This window comes from Bacillus taeanensis (assembly GCF_003318295.1).
GTDB lineage: Bacteria > Bacillota > Bacilli > Bacillales > UBA6769 > Maribacillus > Maribacillus taeanensis.
On record NZ_QOCW01000008.1, the window covers coordinates 1 to 24,768 of the forward strand.

The following is a 24,768-nucleotide window of genomic DNA, read 5'->3' on the forward strand; positions in this document are numbered from 1 at the left end:
AACAAGTAGATATTTTATTGATTGATCTATTAATGCCAATTCGAGACGGAATTGAGACCATTCGTTATATAAAACCAACATTTAAAGGGAAAATTATTATGATTTCTCAAGTGGAGTCAAAAGAATTGATTGGTGAAGCCTATTTGCTCGGAATCGATCATTATATTACGAAACCAATTAATAAAGTCGAAGTATTAGCTGTTATACGGAAGGTTATCGAACATACTCGCTTAGAAAAATCGCTACAAGACATTCACAAATCATTAAATAATGTACTTCACTTTGATTCCCAAAGTGTTCAAAGGGAAAATTCATTTAAGGATAACAATATCGTAACTTCTGGACGGTTCCTTTTATCTGAATTAGGTATCGCTGGTGAAAAAGGTAGTAAAGACTTGTTAGATATATTACATATTTTATTTAATTATGAGAAAGAACACAGCTTTGACAATGGTTTCCCTTCCCTTAAAGAAACTTTTGATAATTTGGCAGAAAAGAAATATGGAAAAAAAGCGACAGAGATGGAATTAATAAAAGAGAGAAAAGCTTCTAAACAACGTGTTCGAAGAGCTATTTACCAGTCATTAGAGCATTTAGCATCTCTTGGACTTACTGATTTTTCAAATCCAAAATTTGAAAATTACGCTTCCCTTTTTTTTGATTTTACAACAGTACGCAAAAAAATGAATGAATTAACTAACGAATCAACAGTACCTCCTTCACCTACTCGGATTAACATGAAAAAATTTATTCAAGTTCTCTATTTTGAAGCCAAACGAATCATGTAAATTGATTTTGGAAGTTGTTTGTAACGATAGCAATTGCCGTCTCTTAAAAATTCTTTTCACGATCATATATTTTTAATCTTTCCAAGCAGTTTTCAGCCTTACCAATTATATACTCGTTCTTTTGCTTCACTTTCATCCTGATCAAAGAAAGAATACATATCAAATCAACACTTTTTATGTCTTCTCGTTCAGCAGCTTTATTTAGTTCATTCCTTGATATATGACCCCCTGTTATCTACGGTTGAAGTGGGGGTTCTAATGTTTCTAAATGGATTGTTAAATTTCATCAAGCTTAACATTAGTGGAGTTGACACAGCGGTGTGCTAAAAACGCTCCCCTCTATACCGTTTGTCATGGTAACTATGCATTTTGCACTTTTTTATACAACTATTATGAACCGGAGATTATTTTACATGTGGTACTTACGATACAGCCTAAGTTTTTAAGCTAGTTTCACACCAAAACCCAAAAATTAAATCAAAAAAGCTGTCTCTAAAAAGTCATTTTGAATGACCTTTTGAGTCAGCCTCATCTACGCTGTTATTACTTGATATAACCACGAAACACTATCTATAACAGTATTCGACATTAATAGACGATTATTTTCCGTCAAATTGGAATTTTTAATTTTTATTTATTTGTGATTATTTCCTAAAGACTAATCTAGAATCAACTGTTCACCAGCTATCACCCGTTTACTTAAAAATAATAGAGCCTACCGTCAAGCTATTCTTAACTAATTTTTCTTTCAAAAAATAAATTAAACATTGTAATTAACCAATCTTTCAGTTATAATTCACTTTGGAAATTAAATATTAAAATCTTTATGGAATTGTGGACTTTTCTAGAGGTAACTCTACTTTTCGCCACACGACTGTCTTATAACAGTCGTGTGGCTTTTTGTGTTTTTTATTTCAAGGAAAGAGGGTAATTTATAATGAAAACTTGGCATTATGCATTAGTGGTATTTATCGGTGGATGCTGTCTTGGGATATTATCTACGTTTGTCAAGCTTGCTTACGCTGCTGGTTATTCCATGGTTGAGGTAACCGGGAGTCAAGTTTTGTTTGGTACATTGATTATTTGGATGGTGACTATTTTTTCAAAGAAGAAAAAAACTAGTTTTCTTGAAACCTTTAAAATTATTTTAGCCGGAACACCGATGGGATTAACAGGGCTCCTTTATTATCAATCTTTACAAACGCTCGATGCGTCACTGGCGATTATTTTTTTGTTTCAATTTATTTGGATCGGCATATTAATTGAATGGGTTTTTTATAAAAAGAGACCATCATCAAGCAAGGTTGTTTCGATTGTGATTCTTCTTTCAGGATCGATTTTAGCAGCAGGACTTTTTGTAGAAAGTATAAAAGCTGTCTCTTGGCAGGGAGCATTTTTCGGCATACTATCTGCTTTTACTTTTTCATTATTTATATTTTTAAGCGGGAGTATCGGCAAAAATGTGCCATCTATTCAAAAAAGTGCGCTTCTTTCAACTGGAGCTATGACGGTTACTTTTCTATTATTTCCGCCAGTATTTCTCTTTGATTTATCAACCTTAACAGGTATAACTCCACATGGCTTAATTCTTGGTATATTTGGTGTCGTTTTACCGCCGTTATTCTTTTCAATCGGAATGCCGCATGTCGGACCAGGACTTGGAACAATACTCGCAGCTTCAGAACTTCCTGTTGCAGTGACCATGTCAGCATTTGTATTATCAGAAGATGTAAGCCTGTTACAGTGGACTGGCGTTGCTCTTATTTTAGGAGGAATTATCATTGGTAATACAAAAAAAATGAAAGTTCCAGTGATTTTTAAAGTTCAAAGCAAACAAAGAATATAAAAATAAATCAGCTCGCTTCATTAAAATGAAGCGAGCTGATTTATTATGGATGACATTTCTACACAAATGTCATATGCTTATCAGATATTTTTATTCGCTGTCCTGTAAACAAATCAACTTTCCATGTTCCATTATACTGCGGCCGTTGATTGATTTCTGTTACTGTAATGACACAATCCTGGACTGTAAAATGAACTTCTACTTCTCCTCTTGTCATCGCAGCGGATAAGCCGTCAATTAATTGAAATAACCGAAACATAGGCCGCAAACGCCATGGAAATGTTTCAGGAAGCTCCCGTTCACCGTGATGATGAAAATGAATAATTTGCACAATATCATCATCCAGATGATAAAAACTCTTCGCAATTTCCGCCCCCCGGTAAGCATGAAGTTTGCCGTCTTCAAACACTTCTTTTGGATCGACCACATCGCCAACAGCAAGTATAGGCTGCGATTTCCCTAAATCATGAAAGATAAAAGCTTGTACCAATTGATCTTTTTCGATTCCAATGATTTTCGTAATGCCCTGCTGATATAAATTAGATAATAGTCTCAGACAATTGACAACATGACGATACCCTCCATCAGAAATGATTTCTGTTATTGTAATCATCCCTGTTTCAGCGTCATAACGATCTTTGTATTCTACTGTATTTTTCAGCTTATTTTCGACTTTACTATTTGGCAGTGTTAAAGCGAAAGCGCGGTCCAGTTCATCCTGCATTGCTAGAAGGTCTGTTACATCCTGCGCGGTGATAAGTACTCCTTTTTTTACTCCCTCTTCTATTAATGGATAAACATTAATTGATAATTGTTTATTATTTTTCGTCTTTCTAATAATTCCTTTTTTCGCTCGCCCTGTTTCCATCACTTCTTCTAGGACAGTTTTTTTATTTGAAGTATTTTTTTCTAGTAAATTTAAATCACTATAAAAGTTTTTATCTTTATATGTAAGGCCTTCTAGCTTTAAAAACATTTCAGCCGTTGGATTCACATATTTTACGTTCAACTCATGATCGACTACGATAAGGGCTTCATCAATGGAATTTAAAATATAATTTAAGAAATTCTCTTGAGATATGAGTTCTTCAATCATCATTTTCTCCTTTCGAAAATGAAACAAATCAAGTATTTTCTTAATCTATTAAATGTCATTTCGACAAAAATACTGTTTATTTTACAGTATTATGCATCATAATATACCATAACTATCCTCTCTTTTGTTGCAGAAAGAAAAGAAAGTTTACGAGCTTTTTAAACCTTTCATAATCACCCACAAAAATGGAATAAAGATTTTCTGAACGGTTGGAATATTACTAGAATAAGAGTAACATTAGTACTGTATAAATTTAGCTTGAGGATTCAACATTTGAAACGACCGTTATTCATGACGATCATAAAATATTATATATTAATCAGGAGCAGAGCTTTTAAAAGGAACGAAAGAGGAGATTATCGGTGCGTGTATACTAGACGTCTTTCAAAAGCAAGATAAAGATTTCATAAAAGAAAGACGACACTTTAAATAATTTAAAAAGGAGAAGGGTTTCCCCTTCTCCATAAGTTGATTACTTTTTAGTTACGTTAGCTGCTTGAGGTCCGCGGTTGCCTTCAACAATTTCGAATTCAACTTCTTGACCTTCGTCTAAAGATTTGAAACCTTCAGATTGAATTGCTGAGAAGTGTACGAATACATCGTCTCCACCTTCAACTTCGATAAATCCAAAACCTTTTTCAGCGTTAAACCATTTTACTTTACCGTTTTGCATTAAAAAAATCCTCCTAAAATGTACCTATATGTACATATTCATTTTTCAATCATTTTGCAAATAATCAAAACATAAAAAAACTGCTAACTTTAAGAAGATTTAATCGTGCCATCCCCCTTGAAGTTACAGCTCATTTAAATCTTTATATAATGAAATACAAAATGATTTAAATTCACTATATCATGAAATAACTTAAAAGTAAAGAAAACGTTTACAATTTTATCTATTTTTTGGGCATGATAAATAATAAATCCGTGGTATAAAGAAAGATTTATTTAATTATTAAAAATGTATTGACACAAAATAAATAAATATGTTATTTTAAAATTTTGTGTTTTTTGAAATAATGTGTTACAATTAAGAAGTTGACTTTAATTGGAGGTGTATTTATTGTTTCAAATTGGTGATAAAATTGTTTATCCAATGCATGGCGCAAGTGTTATTGAAGCAATTGAGGAAAAGGAAATTCTCGGAGAAAAACGCCTTTACTATGTAATAAAAACAACATTTGGAAACACGCAAATTATGATCCCTGTTGATAATACAGAAAATTTAGGGGTTCGACAGGTTGTTGAAGCTGATATTTTAGAAAACTTATTAGAGAATTTTAATGAAACAGAAGCCGATACATCGGTTAATCCTCTTCATAGACATCGCATTAATATGACTAAAATGAAAAGCGGCGATATTCATCAAGCAGCAGAAGTAATTAACGATTTAATGCATTTAAATAAAAATAAAAAACTCGGCACAAGCGACAAAAAAATGCTTGATCATGCCCGTGAAATTTTAATTAGTGAACTAATGATGGTAAAAGGCATGGTCGAAGAACAAGCAACTCACTTATTGAACGAAGCAACGGATTATCGCTAAACTAACCGTTTCTATACAATCTCGATTCTTATAGTAAGCCTAAGGAAACATTACGGAATATCCCCGGTGCTTCCTTAGGCTTATTTATATTATTCACTATATAACGCTTGTTGATTTTGACCTTAACGTGCGAAACGATGTTTTTCCACGCCTAACCCTATTGATTATAATAAGGATTCTGCTCCATCAATAAACAGCTCTGTTCCTGTAATATGACTTGAAGCATCAGAAGCAAGAAAATGAACAAGGTCGCTAACTTGCTCAGGTGTACCTGGTTTATGTTCAAGCGGTTGACTTCCTTGTGGATAGTTTACCGGAATTTTAATCTTTTTTAAATGTTCTTCATCTGGATGAGTATTTTCCCCGATGTTCGTTTCGATGGCCCCCGGACAAATAATGTTAACCCGAATTTTATAACGTGCGAGCTCTAATGCGGCCATTTTTCCAAACGCCATTTGCCCCGCTTTTGAAGAACTATAGGCTGCCATACCAAACCCAGAAAATTTACGGTTTCCATTAATCGAGCTCGTAATAATGATACTCCCACCATTTTCCTTCATATGTGGTACAGCGTATTTTACTGTTAGAAATGTACTTTTTAAATTTGTTGTAATCGTTTGATCCCAATCTTCCGGTAACAAATCTTCAATTGGAGCTAATGTTCCATTAATACCAGCATTCGCAAAAACAACATCAAGTCTACCCCACTGGCTAACAATCTTATCCATACTTTCTTCTACCCGCTGTGGATTACTAACATCGGTATCGGTAATCAGCGCTTCACCACCAACTGCTTCAATTTCTTCTTTTACTTTCACAGCATGTTCTTCTTTTAAATCAATTAACGCTACTTTCGCACCAGCTTTTGCTAACCGTACAGACGTAGCTTTGCCTATTCCAGACCCCGCACCTGTGACAACTGCCACTTTATTTATTAGCGATTTTTCCTTCATCTAAAAACCTCCAAATAAAAGATTTTGCTATTAATTTATCCTTAAGAGAAGACCTTATGTAATGCCACAATAATGTTTCAAGGTTGATATTCCCTCATTTTTCCACTTATTAAACCATTATTTTTTTACACGTTTTCGAGATTTGCTTTTATATAATTTAAAAAAGTTTTAGAAATGCTTCATATCCAAAGCGAATACCATATAATACTAACACTGCACCTGCAAAGAAACTAATCCATTTTAACAAATTCGGTTTTACAAGAAGCCTGCCAAAGTGTACAGTCATCGCAAGATTTAAATTCCACATCCCAATTCCAATAAATACGGCTGTACTGTTTACAAAAGCTTGTACTTTATCAGAACTCGCTAGTGATGTACTTAATACAGAGCCGTAAATCCCCATCCAAAATAATAAATTCATTGGATTAAAGGCAGCGATTATCGCACCAGTCAAATACGAATTTAAATAGCTTCCTCTTTGCTCATTGCGATCTTCTAACTTAGGCGCCTCCCTTTTCAAATTCATACTTTGTACACCCATTGATGTCAGCACAACCGATCCAAGCAGCAATAAGATCATTTCAATCATTGGCGCTTGTAAAAAAGCAGCTAAACCAAAATACATACAAAACATCAGTATTAAATCAGAAGACATCCCGCCGCAGCCCACTAAAAAAGATGACCAAAATCCGTTATAGATTCCTCTTTTCATAATTTCAACATTAATTGGACCAATAGGCGCTGCGATTGATAAACCGAGAACGATAAAACCAATTAATTGAGTCATATATAGACACTCCTTACATGCTTGTCTCTATTTAATTAAATGAGCATGTAACGAGATTTAGAAGCATGATAAACAGGCAAACAGCTCCTGCTAATAAATGCTGTTTTCAAAAAAATTTAGCAGCTATATTTATTCGAAAAATGTACCGCAAAAAAAGACGTGCCGCTTTTATCGCAAACACGTCCTATTATCTATATATAATTCTCCCAACGATTCACATAACACTTATTGCAAAGACCATGAATTGCATTCCACGGAAGATCTTTTCCGCATGAAGAACATTTTCTTTTATATTGTCTAATTTTCGTAGTTAACTGCTGATGAATTTCCTTTGATATTTGCTCCCGCTTTGTTTTTACCCAGCTTTCATCAAGATCAAAATGAAAGGTTTTTGAAAATGCATAATATAAATCAAGCTCTTTAAAGTACGTTTCAAGCTCTTCCAAATTTCGTGTATTCTGCCTTGGTTTTGGCAGTAAAGGCTCATGTTCAGAAAGCTCTTCTAAATAGGCAAGCCATCGACTAACCAGCGTGTCATTTCGTTCAGCAAACGGAACATAGATTGCTCGGTAAAGTTGTTCATACGTTAACACCGCTTCATAATTTTTCGCATATTGAAGCAAGTTTAGCTGTGTGCTAATATCAATTCGTTTAAAATACGGCACCTCTATTTCATAATCGGCCCATGCTTTTAATCGTTCTTCTAGTGTACCAAACGGAAGCTTTAAAATAGTTTTTTCCATTGGCGCTAAATAGGCACATTCTAGCGGTAGATCTTCTTTTGTAAGCGCTGATTTCACAAACAGTTTTCTTGTAAGTGTATTAACAAACCCTTTTTCATACATCCCTTTTCGTCCAGCCCGACCGGCGATTTGTTTAATTTCCTGTACAGTAAGCTCTCTCTGCTCTTCCCCATCAAACTTTTCGGTTTCCAAAAAAACAACCCGTTTAATCGGTAAATTCATCCCCATCCCAATTGCATCGGTAGCTACTACAACATGCGTTTCCCCGCTTAAAAAAAGCTCAACTTGCTTTCTTCTTGTATCCGGCGGTAAATTTCCATAAATGACGCTCGCTTTTACTTTTTGATCAGCAAGTGCGGCGGCAACTTGAAGAACCATTTTTCTTGAAAATACAATTAAGGCATCACCTTTTTGAACATCTTTAGGAAAATGAAAAGGCTTATCCTCAAAAACCAACGGCGTTTGACGTTTATACGTCTTTATTTCATATTCATCGCCACAATCATGTAACAGCCTTTTGATAATACCCAGCCCAATAGGTGAACAGCAAATATGAATTTCACTTGCCTGAATTCCTAAAATGGCTTTCGTCCAAGCATTTCCCCGCTGCGAATCACCAACCATTTGCGCTTCATCAATTACAACTACATCGTGAATTTTTGAAAAATCCGCTTTCTCAATTGTTGATGAAGTGTGCTGGATGTTCGGGTGACCGATCTCTTCTTCACCTGTTAGTAAATTACAGCGTACTCCTTCTGTATTCAGCCGTTCATATACTTCAAGCGCCAGAAGTCTTAGAGGTGCGAGATACAACCCATTTTTTGCTTTTTTTAATCGTTCAAGAGCATGATATGTTTTCCCAGAATTCGTCGGCCCTGTATGAATAACAATCGTTCTTTTTAGTCTTCTCGTTTCAGGAAATTCATCTTTTGGGTGCGGCGGCAGAATTGAACTTAACTCTCGATTAAATACGTGCTGGAGCATCTTTTTTCGCCGGATCGTTGGCATTAACCCTTCCGAATAATAAAAGTTTTCATGACTTTCCATTACTTCTTCTAATGTAAAGTTTGTTTGATAATGCACATTAAATTCTTCTAAAAGCGCACGAGAAGCTTCTTCAATTCGTTTCTTTATTTTTTCAGCAAGCACTGCCGCCTCTTCATACTCAGTGCCTTGTCCGAGAAGGCGGTCAATTTTTGTCATCGTTCCTTTTAACTGCTGCAGGAGAGTGCGAAGGGTTTGTTCTTGATCAAATGCGGTGTAAAATTTCCCTGTTTCCACGACATCAAATAATTCAAATCGCTGTTTGATGCGCTCAATTTTCTTGAGCTGTTTTAGTTTTAGGTTCATCCCAACCACTCCTGTCCTGTTATTCTGACCACGCTGCATAACTTAAAAGATAAAAGATAAAAATTAGTGCTTAAAATAGTCTATTATTAACTATTTTAATAATAAAAGTAAACAACTCTTTATTTATATTGTCCCAAAAAAACAGCAAAGATTAAAGGATTTCTGCTTTATTCACTGAATTTATGTAAACAAAAAAGCTCAGAAACTAATATTCCAAGCTTTCTTCACAAGGGTTTCCTGTTTTATCAGCAAACATAATTAATCCATTTTTCCCGTTAATTTGTACAACGAGATGTTGGCACTGACTCATATCACTAACCGAAACTCTATAAAACCCTTGCTTATTTTGAATATCATGAATTTCAATATTTTCTCCATAATTACCTTTTACAATCTCAATCGCACTGTTTTTACTAATTCCCGCTGTCAGAAAATAAATGGAACCTATCATTAATAATATAGCCATAAGAGAATAACTGTACCATTTTTTCATTTTATCCCTCCAATCACTTAACTATAAAGTCATGACAATTCATTTATTAGATCATTACAAGGCCTCTCTATCTTTATTAATTATGTATATAACGACAACATATGTACAATCTTTAAAGTAAATCAATAACACGAATGTTTTTTATAAACCTTAACGGGAATAAAAACAGAAAAAAGATTGGAGTTATTCTAGTGATTATTAGCTTATTGTTTGCGCTTGGCTTTATCGCTGTTCATTTAACATCAAAATATATGAAGTTTTTAACTGTTGTACCAAGAAGCAGACTTCTTTCTGTAACAGGCGGCATTTCAGTTGCTTATATTTTTGTTCATATTCTACCTGAACTTAAGGAACATCAAGACATCCTTCACGAGGGAGAAACATTTAAAAACTTCTTTCTCTCTGAACATCATGTGTACTTATTTGCAATGATTGGTCTAGTTATCTTCTACGGATTAGAAAGAATGGTAATGGTTTCAAAAAAGCGAAATGAAAGAAAGCGTGATAAACACCATGCAGGAGCAGGGGCTTTTTGGATTCATATTCTAGCATTTTGTGTGTACAATGCCTTAATCGGCTATCTTCTCGTTCGGGGCGAAAGCAAAGAATTTACAGAGATGGGTCTTTATTTTTTTGCGCTTGCTCTTCACTTTATTTCAAACGATCACAGTCTCCGCGAAACACATAAACAAAGCTATGATCAATACGGACGCTGGCTCTTGTCTTTTTCCATCTTCCTCGGCTGGGGCTTTGGCATGATTGAAGAAGTAAGTGAAGCGGCAATTGCAATACTTTTCTCTTTCCTTGCTGGTGGTGTCGTGTTAAATGTTTTAAAAGAAGAACTTCCTGAAGAACGCGACAGCAACTTTTGGGCTTTTTCTGCAGGTGTCATCCTATATACATCACTTCTACTCCTCATTTAAAAACAGTAAAAAAACGAGAGCAAGCTTCGTCTTCTCTCGTTTTTTATACTCGTGCTTATTATGCCTACAAACATGTAGTTTCTCTTGCAAAGAAAGCATCCCAATTATCTCTCCTATTTAAACAACGACAAAATTGGGGACACCTGCTTAATCATATTGTACCCATTCATTACATAGCCAGCAGTCGATTTTACCTTGTTAAAATCAAATTTTCCGTCTTTATCTTTAAAAAAGGCACCAAGCTGTCCTTGTAAAAACGGCGGCGGTTGATAAAATGGAGGCGGCATTGGCGGGCCTTGATGAAAAAATGATGGCTGCTGATAATGCGGCGGAAATCCTTGCGGCGGTGGGTGAAATGGCGGTGATCCTTGTGGCGGAAACCCGCTTTGCCCAAACATCATACCATCAAATGGATGCGGCTGCCTCCATCGATTACGATCATCATAGTAAAAAATCTTAAACACCTCTTTTCCTTTATTACACCTTTTCTATTACTATATGTCATAATCCTTAAAAAGAAAGGGCGCATTCTAGGTCAAACTACCAAGGAAATTCATATAATAAAAATAGGTTCTATATTTAGTTCATCTGAACAAGCATAACAAATAGTTGTAAACAAAAAACCAAGGAACATGTTTGCTCCTTGGTTATGATCTCTTTTATAGCGTTTAAAATACTGTTAATACCGCCATCAACCCTAATACAATCATAATGTAATTGAGCGAGTAAACAAACATTACTTTCGCCCACTTTTGGTCTTCCATTTTATTAAATCCTAATAATCCAATGACAATCCACCCTACTGTTAATAGAGTCATTGTCCATACAAAAAGATTTCCAAGCGTTTGAAAGAACAGCGGTACGGGTAATAGCAATACTAAATAAACAAGTGTTTGAATCTTCGTACGCAGCATTCCTTTTGTCACAGGAAGCATCGGTACTCCCGCACTGCGGTACTCTTCTACTCTTCTTACCGCAAGTCCGTAAAAGTGCGGCGGCTGCCATAAAAACATAAGTAGAAATAACCCAATCGCAAATGGATGAAACAAGTCTGAAGATACCGCACACCATCCGATTAGCGGCGGCATCGCTCCCGAAATACTTCCAACCTCTGTATTATAAACTGTTCGTCTTTTCGTATACATTGTGTAGAAAAACACATAAAAAACAAAGCCTAAAAAGCCCATTAAGGCCGCTAATAAAGAAGCATTCGCTAAGACAATTACACCGGCAAGTACTTGAAAAACCCCAAACCATAATGCAAACTTCGGATTAATGTCCCCATTTACCGTTGGACGTTCTTTCGTACGCTCCATAATAATATCAATATCTTGATCGTAAAAATTATTAATTGAACACGAACCACCGATCACAAGAGCTGTCCCTATTAAACTTAAAGCCGCAAACGGAAGTCCTTCCATAAAACTGAAGCCATTTATATACAATGCTAAACACAATCCCGCAAGTGTCCCAATTAAATTAGATTTAATAATCCCTGTTTTAATAATTTTACTAAGCACATTCCATGAAAAATATTGTTTCACATGCGAGACTGGTGCAGCAGAAGTTACTGTAGTTTTCAAAAGACCCACCACCTCATCTAATTTATTACAGATTTTGTCTGCTTTTTATTTTATCAAAAAGTTGATGCTTTCTGATGATTTTATCCATAAAACCAAAATGTAATTATAACCAACTTTACCTTTAAAGTCTATTTTCTTCATATAAACATAAAAAAGTCTGCACAACTTATTGTACATGAGGAGACTTGTTATGCGACTCCATTTATGTGACAAATTTAATAATTATTTTTCAAAGTCTATATCTTCAAGGACGCAAGATTATCTTACATAAATAATATTCTCACTTAAAAAATGAGTAAGATTAACTCACAAGAAAACTTTGTGAATTTTCTGAACATGATATAGTGAATGTAATAAAACAAAGGAGTGAATACTATGACAATCGTGAAAAAAGCGTTCAATTATACTGTACTGCCAATACTTTTAGTGGTTATGATGACAATATTTTTACCTGTCTTACTGTTTACGGATAAAATTAGTATGATTCAACAAATAATAGATATAATTTTTGAATCTAATGAAGGAGTGGGGGAAACCGTTTCATGAAAACTGAATATAAACTAACAAACCCCACTCATCTTTGGAGTGGGGTTTGTTAGTTTAAAATCCATGCTAAAAAAGAAAAGCTAACAGTATATGTTTAAATACTACTGTTTACAACGCTATTACATATTTTTTCAATGTAATGCTTACAATCTACCATTTGATGCTCTTTTGCTGCTTCCATAATAATTCGAGCTTGCGGCTTATACTGCTCTAAAAGCTTTAAATATAAAGGATAATTCATCTGTCCTTGTCCTGGAGGAACGGTTTGAATTTGTCCATTCCCCCCAAGAATGCGATCCTTAGCATGACAAGCAACAATTCGATTCCCTAATAGGCCAAATGCTTCTTCAATGACACGATCTTGTTCATAAAAATTTTCTGTTGTTAGTAAATTGCCTGGATCTAAAACAACTCCTAGGTGAGAAGAAGGTACTTCACTAAGCATTTGATTTAATGATGCCGCAGTTCCAATAAGGTGTTCATTAGCAGGTTCTAAGCCAATGTACACACCCCACTTTTCCGCTTCTTCAACAAGTTCCTCGATTGTCGCTTTCAATGTGATCCAGTCATGTTCATTGAAATCATTGTTTGGAAGTTTCCCAACTTCCGCCGCAATAATATGAGAACCAAAACAACGAGCATATCGAAGTAATTCTTTAAAGCGTTCAATGTTTTCACGTCTTCTTTCCTCATCGCGTTCAAATAAGTGAAGATAACAAGCGAGCACCGAAATTGAAACATCATGCTTATCAAATTCTTCAGCAATATCCTCTGCTAAACCCGGACTTAATAAGCCTGCTTTACTAAAATCATAATTATTTAAAGCTTTCCATAAAGCGAGCTGGACATGATTAAAGCCATATGACCCTATCTTATAAGCAAGTTCTTTATACGGCAGCTTTCCAAACAAATGAGCTAACACACCAACTGACATCATCAATCCTCCTAACAAAAGGAACTTCCCTATACAGAAAGTTCCTTCATTTTAAATAAACCTTTTAACCTATCTCCCAATCTTCCAAAAACCTTTTCGAACTCATTAACGCGACATCCAACCGCCGTCCACATTAAGAATATGACCGTTTACATAGTCACCTGCTCTTGATGCAAGAAACACGACAGGTCCTGCTAAATCTTCCGGCGCTCCCCATCTGCCTGCTGGAATACGTTCTAAAATTTGCTCAGAACGTTTCGAATCTTCACGAAGCTGTTTCGTATTAGCAGTGGCCATATATCCTGGAGCGATTGCATTAACTTGAATACCTTTCTCAGCCCATTCATTCGCAAGCGCTTTTGTTAATCCTGCTATACCATGCTTACTTGCCGTATAACCAGGTACGTTAATGCCGCCTTGATAAGAAAGCATGGAGGCAATATTAATAATTTTTCCTGATCCCTGTTTAATCATTTCCCGCCCCACTAATTGACTTAATAGATAAACAGAGTTTAGATTAAGATTAATCACAGCATTCCAATCTTCTCTCGAATGCTCTGCAGCCGGGGTACGGCGAATAATGCCAGCATTATTAACAAGAATATCAATTTTCCCAAAAGCCTCGCTTACCTGCTTAACTACTTCTTCGCAGCTGTTTTCTTCACTTAAATCAGCCTGAATTTGCAGCACCTTTCTGCCAAGAGCTTCAATCTCTTCCTTTGTTTCCATATTTTTGTTATTAAAAGCCACTAAAGCAATATCTGCACCAGCTTTCGCAAGACCAAGCGCCATCCCTCTTCCTAATCCACTTGCTCCTCCGGTTACAAGCGCTGTTTTCCCAGTAAGATCAAATTGACTCATCATTATCTACCTCTCGATCGTTTAAATTACGATAATAAAGGGAATTGGGGGTGTCTCATTAGAGTCTAACTCTATGCTTTTGAGACAGCCCTATAAAAACGTTAAGTTGTAATCGCTAATATTTTGTTGAACAGTTATTTTAACTCTTTCATTTCAATCATATCCATATCATTAAAGCTTTGGTTTTCACCGGCCATTGCCCAAATAAACGTATAATTATTCGTACCAACACCGCTGTGAATAGACCAGCTTGGAGAAATAACAGCTTGTTCATTTCTGACGACAAGGTGACGGGTTTCATTTGGCTGTCCCATAAAGTGAAAAACAGTGCCATCTTCCGGCATATCAAAATAAAAATAAACTTCTGAGCGTCGTTCATGCGTATGACACGGCATTGTATTCCACATATTATTCGGTTTTAAAAGCGTCATCCCCATTACTAACTGACTGCTTTGAATGCCATCTGGATGAATATACTTATAAATAGTCCGCTCATTCGAACCGCTAATATCGCCTAAATGAGTTGGCGTCGCTTCACTAATTGAAAGTTTAACAGTTTCATATTGTTTATGAGCAGGTACTGAAATAAAATAAAAACGCGCCGGACTGTTTGCATCTTCACTTGTAAATGTCACTTCTTCATTGCCAAGCCCTACATAAAGACAATCTTTAGTTTCGAGTACATATTCTTGTCCATCAACAGTGACAACTCCTGCTGATCCTACATTAATAATACCAATCTCACGACGTTCTAAAAAGTAATCGGCGCCAATCTCCTTTTTGCCCGCTTCCAACTGCAGTGTGTTACCTTTAGGAATGACACCGCCAATAATATAACGATCCACATGGCTGTACACCATTTTCAGCTCTCCTGGGACAAATAAACGTTCGATTAAATATTCATCGCGCAGCTTTTCAGTATCATATGTTTTTGTTTGTTCTGGATTTGTTGCATAACGAATTTCCATGATTAACCCTCCTAAAAATTGAAACCAAATTTTCTTACCTCTAATTATAAAGAGAGTAAAGGAAAGGCTGAATGTAATATCTTTATTAAACTGTTTGATATTTTTATGAATTTACACTAAATTAAGAAAAATATAAAAAGTGAGGTTGACTCATTAGAATCATCCTCACTTCTACATTACCGATTATCCTAATTTTTTAAAGTCGACAGGTGAATAATTTGTATATTTTTTAAAGCAGACACTAAAGTATTGCGGGTTGCTGTAGCCTACCATTTCTGCCACTTCATATGCTTTCATATTTTTGTCACGCAATAGTTCCATCGCCTTTTTCATTCGGGTTTTTAATAAAAAATCGCCAAAGTTTATCCCTTTTTCCACTTTAAAAATATTGCTTAAATAGGCTGCACTTACATGCACTTCACGAGCGACCTGCTGAAGGGAGAGGCCTTCCTGATCATAATTTTCTTCGATATATTTCATGGCTTTTTCCACTAAGGTAGGCTCTTTGCTTTTTCTCTGTGTATTCGCATAGCTGGCCAAGCGAACGGCGATATCACTTATTTCATTAAAAATCTCTTCCACTGTTTGCATTTGCATCATTTTATTATAGGAACTTGTGAGATCTAAATTGGATTCTTCAAATTGTTTTGTCCATTTTTCAGTTTCATGAAAAAGAAGAACAACAATACGAATGGCCATTAATCGAATCTCATGAAGGCGAATAAACTTTTGGTCAATAAGCTGATTATTCATCTCTTCCAGTACTGTTAATACCTCATGTGATAGACCTAATGTTACTTTTTCAACAAGTTCTTCCTCTAATTCATTTAAATTCATGCTGTTAACCTGCATCGGAAATGTAAAATTTTTTATGGAAAACACTGTATCTTTGCCAATCATATGGCGAAGATCCATTGCTGTTCGTGCGCTTTGATAAGAAAGCACGATGCCTGTCAGTGATTGATACACATTTCCTACTGCAATGGTAACGGTTGTGTTTAAATGATTTTTTACATGAAAGCGAATTTGTTCAGCAATATCATGAATCCCCTCATTATTCTCTATTAACTGTTGAGAGAAAGGAAGAACAGCAGCTAATTCATCTCCATCCCATTCAAAGACAATTCCTTCTATTTTATTTTTAAACACATTTGAACAAATTCTCTGAACAGCCTCTTTATAATTTTTTCCGTTCAGCTGCTGAAGATCGTCCACTTTAATTAATAAAACAGCAAATTTACTGCCATTTAATTTAATGCCTAAATCAGTCATCTCTTTTTTGACTCGGTTTGGTTCAATTCCGTTATAAATAAGCTTTTTAAAAAATTGGGCATGCAAAAGAGGCATTCCTTCCTGGATTTGCTTGTCCTTTTTTTGCTCCTTTTCCCACTCATCAGCAGCCAACTTTACTTTTGCAACAAGCGCATCACTATCAATCGGCTTTAAAATATAATCAAACGCTCTCACTTTAATCGCTTCCTGAGCATACTTGAAATCTTCATATCCTGTTAGTAAAATCACTTTTATTTCCGGATACTTCTCTTTAACGATGCGAGCCATTTCAAGTCCATTCATAAAAGGCATATTAATATCAGAAATCACAATTTGAGGGCGCTGTTCTTCAATTAATTCTAACCCTCTTTCCCCATCACTCGCTGTTCCAACGAGCTGGAAGCCGTAATTCTCCTGTGAAAAAATATTAGATAACCCTCGGCGTATGATTCGGTCATCATCAATGATTGCAATTTTATACATCCCATTCACCTATCCTTTTACTTTAGGAATGATTACCTTAGCAGTTGTCCCTTTTTCTGCCTCACTCATAAAACGTAATCCATATGAGTTTCCATAATGAATGCGAATTCGTTCATGAACACTTCTTAAGCCAAAGCCAATTTTTTGATTGTTACTATGTTTGTTTTCAAGAGAATGGTGAATTTCTTTCAGCTTCTCTTCACTTATCCCTGCTCCATTATCTGTTACCTCAAAACAAATATGCTCTCCTTCAATACGTCCGTTTACTTGAATAATGCCTTCGCCGCGAGTTTGTTTTACCCCATGATAAATCGCATTTTCAACTAACGGCTGCAGTGTTAATTTAATAATCTTATAAGATTCAATCTCAGGATCAACATTTATTTCATAGGAAAAATCATCGCCATACCGCATTTCTTGAATAAATAAATAATTACTAATATGTTCAATTTCATCTTTAATGCTGATAATCTCCTGCCCTTTACTAATACTAATTCTAAAAAAGTTAGAAAGAGCGGTAATCATTGAGCTTGCCTCTTTATTTAAGCCCATATCACTTAATCCTTTTATAGAATAAAGTGTATTATACAAAAAGTGCGGGTTAATTTGCGTATTCATGACAGCAAGTTCAAGCTGTCTTTTCTCTTCCTGTTCCTGTCTTATTTTCTTTAATAATTCATTCGCTCGGTTCATTAAATCACTGAAGCCGCCATGAAGCACTTTAATTTCTTTTGGTCCCTTAGACTTAAGCTTAACTTCAAAATTATCTTCATTTATTTTATTCATTTCTTTCACGAGTGAAGTCAATGGATTTGAAATATATTTTGCTAAAAAACTCGCTAATAGACCAGCAATAATAATGAGCGTCATAACGATCATAAATGTGACATATTTAATGTAATTAATTTTCTTTAAAATTTCTTTTTCAGGGAAGACGGCGGCAACCTTCCATTTATTAACGCCAATCGTATCATAGATAACAAGCATCTTTTCCCCGCCTGGTTTCTGAAATTCAAGACGGCCGTTTTCTTCTTCCAAACTGCTCATATATTGTAAAACTGTATCATCAAGCTGGTATTCACGATCAACTGATTTAAATGTTAAATAATCACGTTTATTCACTAAAGCAAGATAACCGTTCTCACCAATCAACGACTTGTTGAGAGCGTTTTCAAAAAAATCTTTATTAAGATTAAATAAAATAAGACCTTGTACTTTTGCATCCTCTTTTCCAATCCGTTTAAAAACGCTGATCACTTCACTATTATTTTGGCTCGATATATTATTTTGATGAAGGTTGCGCCAATAATATCCTTCTTTGCTTCCCTTATAATTGTTATAGTTATAATACTTTTCATAGTCAACCGTAATATTTCCAACTTGATACTCACTTTTGGCGAGCACAAATTCTCCTTGGTGGATATCTACTAAAATCGAATCAATAATTGAATTGGAATTCGAGTAAATACGATTAAGCTGCTTATCTACTTCAATATAATCTTCCGGTTTAATTTCTGACGGTTCCTTCACAATAACAGATAACATAGCCGGATCATTCGCAAGCGCCACTAACTGCTCAAAAGCATCTGATAACTTGTTTTCTAAAATACTTTTCGTCTGAAACACCGTATCTTGGGTGTTCGTATATGCGTTATCTTCAATTTGACTGGAGGCAAGCATATAAGAGACTAGTCCTGTAAGTCCAATAAAAATGATAATAACAGGCAAAAATAAACTTAGAATCGTTGATTTGAAAGAGAATAAGAAGTATTTTCTGATCGTTTCTTTCCACACATACCTCATTAACATAACCCCACTAAAAGAACTTTTCCCTCTCAATTATAATGCTTTTGAAATTTTTTGAATAGATCGTCTGATAGGATTTACTCAATAAATGTAGATTTGAAGAGAAAAATTCTAAACGACCTAGATAGGAAATTCCAACTACCTAGATCGATTAGAAATTAACTATATGTTTTCAATAAGAATTAATGAAGGTTTCCAGCTCCTGCGTGCGCTTTTACTTTCGCAGGAACACTCTGTGTTGGATCAATGCGCTCATAAAGTTTCGGTGTCCAATCAACATTTTCATTTAATTGAACAGTGTTCTTTTTATTAAACTCTGCAATGAGATCCACTTTATGATGCTTGCTGGAACCGTTTACCATCGAACCTGTTTCAAAAATAGTTGTCCCTTTCCAGTCCTTAATAATTTTTGATAACTCAACATCCCAATCAAAATTAAAATAATTGTTTTCAACATAAATTTTCGATTCTTTTCCTACACCCCATACATAACCAAATTCATAGTTTGCATCTTTACTAAATTCATAGTAGTTATTATAAACATGCACTTCTCCAAAGCGAACGCGCGGCAGGCGCTGATTTAAATTTTTATAGTAGTTATGATGAAACGTTACTTTTAATTTACCTCGATCTGAAGTTTTACTGTCACTTGAGCCGACAATTGTTACTTTATCATGATCTTTAAACACATTATAAGAAACCGTTACATAGTTTGAACCGTTTTTAATATCCAATAATCCATCATGGCGCTGATAAAGACGATCAAAATATGTTCCAAAGTCACTATCTACGTTTTCTCCATCACTAAATGTGTTATGATCAATCCAAATATGATGAGAGTTATCCGTAATTGTTACATTGTCATAGTCTGAATTCCATTCGCCATACTCTCCATCAGTCGGATCCCACTGCGGGAAAAAGTCAAGCGGTGCTTCAAACTCAATGTTTCGAATGATTACATTTTCTACACCATCTAATACAAGAGCGCCACCAACAATTGTTGCATCATCGCCTAATCCGAAAATTGTTGTGTTTGATCCAACGTGAAGGACAATATTATTTTCTTGGTTTTTCTGCGAACGGGCGCGCGCTTCCTCTAATAGCCCATCCACTTCTTTTTCATAGCCCCATACGTCTGGACTATATACCTCAAGATAGTCATCAAAATCATAGGCAGGATCAGCGTAATCTTCTGCCTTCATCGGATTATTATTTTCATCTACATTAATATCGATCGTACCTTTTACATAAATAATTTTCGGTATGTCACTTGCATCATCCAGCGCCTTTATTAATTCACTTTTTTTCGTAACAGTAAATACGTGCTCTTCATCAGCTGCCGATCCGCCCGTTGTTCCTTCACCATATGCAGCCCAGCCATCTTTAGAGCTTAGTACTTCACGACCTAATTTAGTTAAGTTTTCCGCTGATACTGAAGAAACAGTTAGCGCAAATAACGTTACCATCACAACGATTAAACGAATAATTTTTTTCACGCTTTCACCTCAATTATTTATTTTTTTACAAAAAAGCTTTCCTTTCTATTTTTCTATTTCATCAAGCGCCATGCTTGCTAAAATAAACGCACCAACACCATGTAAATCATTTTCAGAAGTAGGACGTCCGACATAATAGTCATAAACTCCTGCAGAAGTACCGATACAAATTCCCTTTAGCGACCAGTTCTTTTCATCAGCCTCAATCATATGATCCACTAATCCTTCGTACGCTTTTTTCGCCGCATTTAAATATTCTTGATCAACATAGCCTTTTTGGACAGCTTTTGCGATCGTATAAATAAATAAGCTCGTGCACGAAGATTCTAACCAATTATCTTTCCAATCGCCTTTATCAACGATTTGGTACCATAAGCCTGTTTTGCTGTCTTGATAGTTAAGCAGTGCTTGGACATATTCTTGTAACGATTTAACAAGCGCTTCTCTTCCGTCATGGTCTTCCGGAAGAAGCTCTAAAATATCGATTAAAGCGGTTCCATACCAGCCGCATGATCTTCCCCAAAACTCAGTTGAGCACCCTGTAATTGGATTTGCCCACGGCTGAATTTTCTTCTCATCCCACGCATGATAAAACAAACCAGTTTTTTCGTCTTTCATATGACTTCTCATTAATTGTTCCTGATAAACGACCATATCAGCTAATTTGGGCTCATTAAACCATTTGTTGTATAATAAGGCAAATGGTCCTGCCATGTACAACCCATCAAGCCACATTTGATAAGGATATTTATCTTTGTGCCAAAAGCCGCCTTTACTTGTTTTATTTAAAGTGCGATAAAGATTTCTCAGCTTTTCAGCAGCAATCTTATATCGCTTATCTTTCGTTTGTTCATAAAGCGGGAATAATAGAATTCCGACTTGAATCGAATCAAGTTCATCTCGATCAAATAAGAAATTCCCTTCTGCATCTAGTAAATTATCAATATAGCTCTTCACATAATCAAAATAAGCTTGATTACCTGTCTTTTCCCACACTTTAAGCATCCCATCTAAAAAGACTCCTTGATGATAATGCCATTTATTAGCAGGAGGAAGCTCAACTGTTGAATAAGCTGCCATCAGCGCTTCACACGCTCGATTAGCTTGTAATAAAGGATTTGCTGTATTTACTTTTTCAGTCATTAAAAGCCCTCACTTTCTTTTTTCAACATTTGTAAAATAGATCTATGAAATCTCTCATTCCATCACTAATTGCTAAATAAAATCTTCTCGCTGCGGTGTAAACACATCTAAAATAATCGAATGATGTTCAAGTGCCTTTACACCATGAGAAGTGTTAGAAGGGACATAGACACTATCTCCTTTTTTGACAATATGAATTTGTCCATTAAGATTAAATTGAAAAACTCCTTCAACAATATAGCTAATTTGTTCATGTGGATGGGAATGAACGGCCCCGACAGCGTTTTTCTCAAAGGTTACTTCTGTCATCATTAAACCGCCGCCTCTTGTCAGAAGTTTTCTCTCTACCCCTTCATCTGCTTTTACTGGTGGTACTGTTTGTCCGCTTACAAACAAAAGATTCACACTCCTTACACGTTAATTTTCGTTAAGCTCTATAAGATAAAGATTGTTCCTGCCATCACGGTCTGAAGTATATAAAATCTTTTCATTACTCCAGCTAAATGTTGGATGACAATGCGTTTGCTGCGTATACCAAGAAGTCTGATGCTGACATAATGTCTCAATTTTTGCTTCGTCTCCGCTTATATCGATTAGTACTAAATCTTCTACTTCATCACCGACCAGCAGCGTGTTATTGCGATTCGCATGGTAATGGTTGCAGTAATAAGGCATATCAATTTTTTTCAGTACCTCACCATTTTTATCAGCTAAACCGATATATGGAATCTGATCGCCATATGCAGACTGAATTGTTGCTTGTGTTTTATTTGACGTAATCGTGCCATCATGACCTTTTCTGCGGTTATCAAAAAATATTTTGCCGTCAGTTGCCCAAAATTCATGACCCACACAATCGTCTTCCACTTGTCTAAAACAAGGTTGTACAGTACGATCAACAAGATCCAACAACCACATTCTTTGATCAACAAGATTCCAAGGTCCTTCATGACAAAACATTCCGATTGTACTATCATCTGGAGAAAATTGAAAATGGCCAAGCCAATGTGTATCTTCATACACATCAATCACCTTTGTGCCATCAAGATAAATTAATGTAATCCACCCTTTTTTTACGGCATACATCGTTTCTTTAAATCCTTTATAGTTAGCTCCGCGCGCAATTGAAATTTTCTCGTTTCTTGCTAGTCCAATATACTTTTTATTCGGAGCAATAAACGGATGACCAAGATCAATATTTGCTCTTTCTTCATAAATCACTGTCGCTTCTAATGTTTTCGTATCGAGTTTTTTAACTTTATTACCAGATACATAGACAACAAGATCACTTTCAGGAGTTTTCGTATGATAACTTGGTGCAATTCCTTCCTTTTCATTCGTTAGCTGCTGAATAAGACCGCTCGTTAAATCCATTTTGAAAAGATTATAAATCTCTGGTTTCTTTGATGCGCGATCTGATAGAAAGTAAATTTCTTGATCACCTAATGTAAAAGAATTATCGGTAAAATAAAAATGGTAGTTGTTGGAACCATCCGCAGTTAGCTGCCAAATTTTCTTACCTGTTTTCTCATCTCGGTACAGTCTTTTTTCAGAAGAATACGTTTTCCCGATCAATACGGTCACCTCAATATGATTGAAAATAAGGTAGATACTTTAAAATTTGGGCTGTCTCAAAAGCATAGAGTCAGACTCTCTCCGCCTCATATGCAGCATGTAATTTATAAAAAGTATCTACACCTTGTATGAGGTTGTGGGGTCAGACCCTATTGAGACAGCCCCCTTAACCTTCAACCACTTTCTTTCAATAACTTATTTACCAAACTGTTTATCATATTTCTGTTTTGATTCTTCCATTGCATCTGCCCATTTTGTAAGGAATTCTTTTACTGTCGTTTTTCCGCTTAATACTTCTTGTGTACCAGGATCTACGATATTATCTAGAATTGATCTGTAATCTGGTAAATAAAACGCAGGATCATAGAAGGACATATTAGCATCTTCAAGAACCTCAAATGCTGTTTGAATATGCTGCGCATCTTTTACCCACTGTTCTTCTAATACACCAGCATGTGTTGGGATTTGACCTGTACTTTGATTCCAGAAGCTTTGACTTTCTTGAGAAGAGAGGAAGCTCACTAATTCCCATGCTTCTTCAGGGTGTTCTGTTGTTTTAAAAATACTAAAGCCAATTGTATTTCCACCCTCTGCAATATATTTGCCGTCATCTGTTTTTGGAAGCGGCAGTGCGGCATATTGCTCAGGCTGCATCGCTTTACTGTGCTCGCCGTAAGAACCGATATTGTGCTGAATCATTGCCGCTACGCCAGTATCAAAGGCTGCAACCATTTCTTTATAACCATTTGTAATATCACTTTGCGGCGTAAATTTGTTATAAAGCCCTAAATATTTTTCTGAAAATTCAACATGTTTCGGATCGTCAAGTGTGCTTTCACCATTTTCATCAAAGTAATGATCAATTCCTGAGTAAGCATACATCATTCTCTGTAATTGGAAGGAACCCCCGTCTCCACCGCGAATTGAGAATCCGTAGCGATTGTTCGCATTATCCGTCATTTTTTCAACTGCGCTGAAAAATTCATCCCACGTTTCTGGCGGCTCAACACCTGCTTCTTTGAACCAATCAGCACGATACCAAAGAATATCCAAGTTTTGCGTGTACGGAATGCCGTAAAGTTTATTATCTAAAACAATTTGTTTGTTAAAGTTAACAGCTGCTTTATTAATGTTATCTTTGTCATTCCATCCTTCGAAATAGCTGTCTAACGGAAGCAGCGCTTCACGAACTTGGAATTCAGGGAGCCAGCTCGTTTGAACACCGGCAACATCCGGCATATCATCGGCTGCAATTGCCGCATCAAATTTCTGCTTCGCTGATTTTTTAGGAAGTCCAACATATTCGACATCAATATTTGGGTGTTCTTCTTCAAACTTTTTAAATAGTTCTTCGTAAATTGGTGTACGCTGTGGGCCTGCATTTTCATCCCAAAACGTTAAAACAACTTGTTCATCTGATGATGCGCCCTCCTCTCCAGAGCTTTGAACTGTTGTTTCCTTACTTTCAGAACAGCCAGCAAGAGCCATGGAAGCAGCCATACCTAACGTTAAAATAGTACGCGAAACTTTTTTCTTCATAAAACTTACCCCCTGTTAGATTCTAAATTGTATTTTG

The 24,768-nt window shown here is 35.7% G+C and carries 23 protein-coding genes; 5 read left to right on the plus strand and 18 right to left on the minus strand.

Annotated features, from left to right (window positions below; genetic code table 11):
* Both DS031_RS09225 and DS031_RS09230 read left to right on the plus strand, forming a co-directional pair.
* On the plus strand, positions 1-788 hold a 788-nt coding region (locus DS031_RS09225), incomplete at its 5' end, for a response regulator (RefSeq protein WP_113805789.1).
* A 937-nt stretch (positions 789-1,725) separates the two neighbouring features.
* On the plus strand, positions 1,726-2,634 hold the full coding sequence (locus tag DS031_RS09230; protein ID WP_113805790.1) for an EamA family transporter: 909 nt from the start codon (positions 1,726-1,728) through the stop codon (positions 2,632-2,634).
* A gap of 58 nt (positions 2,635-2,692) precedes the next feature.
* Here the strand turns inward: DS031_RS09230 and DS031_RS09235 are convergent, their stop codons facing one another.
* Positions 2,693-3,730: an HD domain-containing protein gene (locus DS031_RS09235; RefSeq protein WP_181833074.1), complete on the minus strand. Its 1,038-nt coding sequence runs from the start codon at positions 3,728-3,730 to the stop codon at positions 2,693-2,695.
* A gap of 472 nt (positions 3,731-4,202) precedes the next feature.
* On the minus strand, positions 4,203-4,403 hold the full coding sequence (gene cspD, locus DS031_RS09240) for a cold-shock protein CspD (RefSeq protein WP_113805792.1): 201 nt from the start codon (positions 4,401-4,403) through the stop codon (positions 4,203-4,205).
* 381 nt (positions 4,404-4,784) lie between these two features.
* Here cspD and DS031_RS09245 point away from each other — a divergent pair, with 381 nt between their 5' ends.
* Positions 4,785-5,276, plus strand: a complete 492-nt coding sequence (locus DS031_RS09245; protein ID WP_342767235.1) for a CarD family transcriptional regulator — start codon at positions 4,785-4,787, stop codon at positions 5,274-5,276.
* Between the two features lie 164 nt (positions 5,277-5,440).
* Here the strand turns inward: DS031_RS09245 and DS031_RS09250 are convergent, their stop codons facing one another.
* The 4 genes from DS031_RS09250 to DS031_RS09265 form a co-directional block, all read right to left on the minus strand.
* Entirely contained in the window at positions 5,441-6,229 is a 789-nt protein-coding gene (locus DS031_RS09250) for an SDR family oxidoreductase (protein ID WP_113805794.1), read from the minus strand.
* A 157-nt stretch (positions 6,230-6,386) separates the two neighbouring features.
* Positions 6,387-7,016, minus strand: a complete 630-nt coding sequence (locus DS031_RS09255; RefSeq protein WP_113805795.1) for a LysE family translocator — start codon at positions 7,014-7,016, stop codon at positions 6,387-6,389.
* Between the two features lie 191 nt (positions 7,017-7,207).
* Positions 7,208-9,109, minus strand: a complete 1,902-nt coding sequence (locus DS031_RS09260; RefSeq protein WP_181833075.1) for a helicase-related protein — start codon at positions 9,107-9,109, stop codon at positions 7,208-7,210.
* A gap of 205 nt (positions 9,110-9,314) precedes the next feature.
* A complete protein-coding gene (locus DS031_RS09265; RefSeq protein ID WP_113805797.1) occupies positions 9,315-9,602 on the minus strand; it encodes a hypothetical protein in 288 nt (95 codons plus the stop codon).
* Between the two features lie 191 nt (positions 9,603-9,793).
* Between DS031_RS09265 and DS031_RS09270 the strand changes: the two genes are divergently transcribed.
* Entirely contained in the window at positions 9,794-10,525 is a 732-nt protein-coding gene (locus tag DS031_RS09270; protein WP_342767234.1) for a hypothetical protein, read from the plus strand.
* Between the two features lie 113 nt (positions 10,526-10,638).
* Here DS031_RS09270 and DS031_RS09275 read toward each other — a convergent pair whose 3' ends face one another.
* Together DS031_RS09275 and cyoE are read right to left on the minus strand one after the other, a co-directional pair.
* Positions 10,639-10,989 (minus strand): YppG family protein, encoded by a 351-nt coding sequence (locus DS031_RS09275; protein WP_113805799.1) that lies wholly within the window; start codon positions 10,987-10,989, stop codon positions 10,639-10,641.
* A gap of 204 nt (positions 10,990-11,193) precedes the next feature.
* Entirely contained in the window at positions 11,194-12,108 is a 915-nt protein-coding gene (cyoE, locus tag DS031_RS09280; RefSeq protein WP_113805800.1) for a heme o synthase, read from the minus strand.
* A 375-nt stretch (positions 12,109-12,483) separates the two neighbouring features.
* On the opposite strand from cyoE, the gene DS031_RS23575 reads away from it, so the two are divergent.
* On the plus strand, positions 12,484-12,654 hold the full coding sequence (locus DS031_RS23575) for a hypothetical protein (RefSeq protein WP_181833076.1): 171 nt from the start codon (positions 12,484-12,486) through the stop codon (positions 12,652-12,654).
* Positions 12,655-12,748: 94 nt separating this feature from the next.
* Here the strand turns inward: DS031_RS23575 and DS031_RS09285 are convergent, their stop codons facing one another.
* The 10 genes from DS031_RS09285 to DS031_RS09330 form a co-directional block, all read right to left on the minus strand.
* Positions 12,749-13,588 carry a sugar phosphate isomerase/epimerase family protein gene (locus DS031_RS09285; protein ID WP_113805801.1) on the minus strand — a complete coding sequence of 280 codons (840 nt, stop codon included), beginning with the start codon at positions 13,586-13,588 and terminating at the stop codon, positions 12,749-12,751.
* A gap of 105 nt (positions 13,589-13,693) precedes the next feature.
* Positions 13,694-14,449: a 2-dehydro-3-deoxy-D-gluconate 5-dehydrogenase KduD gene (gene kduD / locus DS031_RS09290; protein ID WP_113805802.1), complete on the minus strand. Its 756-nt coding sequence runs from the start codon at positions 14,447-14,449 to the stop codon at positions 13,694-13,696.
* Positions 14,450-14,583: 134 nt separating this feature from the next.
* Positions 14,584-15,417 carry a 5-dehydro-4-deoxy-D-glucuronate isomerase gene (gene kduI / locus DS031_RS09295; RefSeq protein ID WP_113805803.1) on the minus strand — a complete coding sequence of 278 codons (834 nt, stop codon included), beginning with the start codon at positions 15,415-15,417 and terminating at the stop codon, positions 14,584-14,586.
* Positions 15,418-15,600: 183 nt separating this feature from the next.
* Positions 15,601-17,172, minus strand: coding sequence for a response regulator (locus DS031_RS09300; protein WP_113805804.1), 1,572 nt, complete (start codon positions 17,170-17,172; stop codon positions 15,601-15,603).
* Positions 17,173-17,181: 9 nt separating this feature from the next.
* Positions 17,182-18,975: a sensor histidine kinase gene (locus tag DS031_RS09305; RefSeq protein ID WP_220182081.1), complete on the minus strand. Its 1,794-nt coding sequence runs from the start codon at positions 18,973-18,975 to the stop codon at positions 17,182-17,184.
* 185 nt (positions 18,976-19,160) lie between these two features.
* Positions 19,161-20,474: a pectate lyase family protein gene (locus DS031_RS09310; RefSeq protein WP_113805806.1), complete on the minus strand. Its 1,314-nt coding sequence runs from the start codon at positions 20,472-20,474 to the stop codon at positions 19,161-19,163.
* 45 nt (positions 20,475-20,519) lie between these two features.
* Positions 20,520-21,617, minus strand: a complete 1,098-nt coding sequence (locus tag DS031_RS09315; RefSeq protein WP_113805807.1) for a glycoside hydrolase family 88/105 protein — start codon at positions 21,615-21,617, stop codon at positions 20,520-20,522.
* A gap of 72 nt (positions 21,618-21,689) precedes the next feature.
* Positions 21,690-22,013: a cupin domain-containing protein gene (locus DS031_RS09320; RefSeq protein WP_245947302.1), complete on the minus strand. Its 324-nt coding sequence runs from the start codon at positions 22,011-22,013 to the stop codon at positions 21,690-21,692.
* A 21-nt stretch (positions 22,014-22,034) separates the two neighbouring features.
* Entirely contained in the window at positions 22,035-23,192 is a 1,158-nt protein-coding gene (locus tag DS031_RS09325; protein WP_113805808.1) for an oligogalacturonate lyase family protein, read from the minus strand.
* Positions 23,193-23,387: 195 nt separating this feature from the next.
* Positions 23,388-24,731: an ABC transporter substrate-binding protein gene (locus tag DS031_RS09330; RefSeq protein WP_113805809.1), complete on the minus strand. Its 1,344-nt coding sequence runs from the start codon at positions 24,729-24,731 to the stop codon at positions 23,388-23,390.
* Between the last annotated feature and the right edge of the window lie 37 nt (positions 24,732-24,768).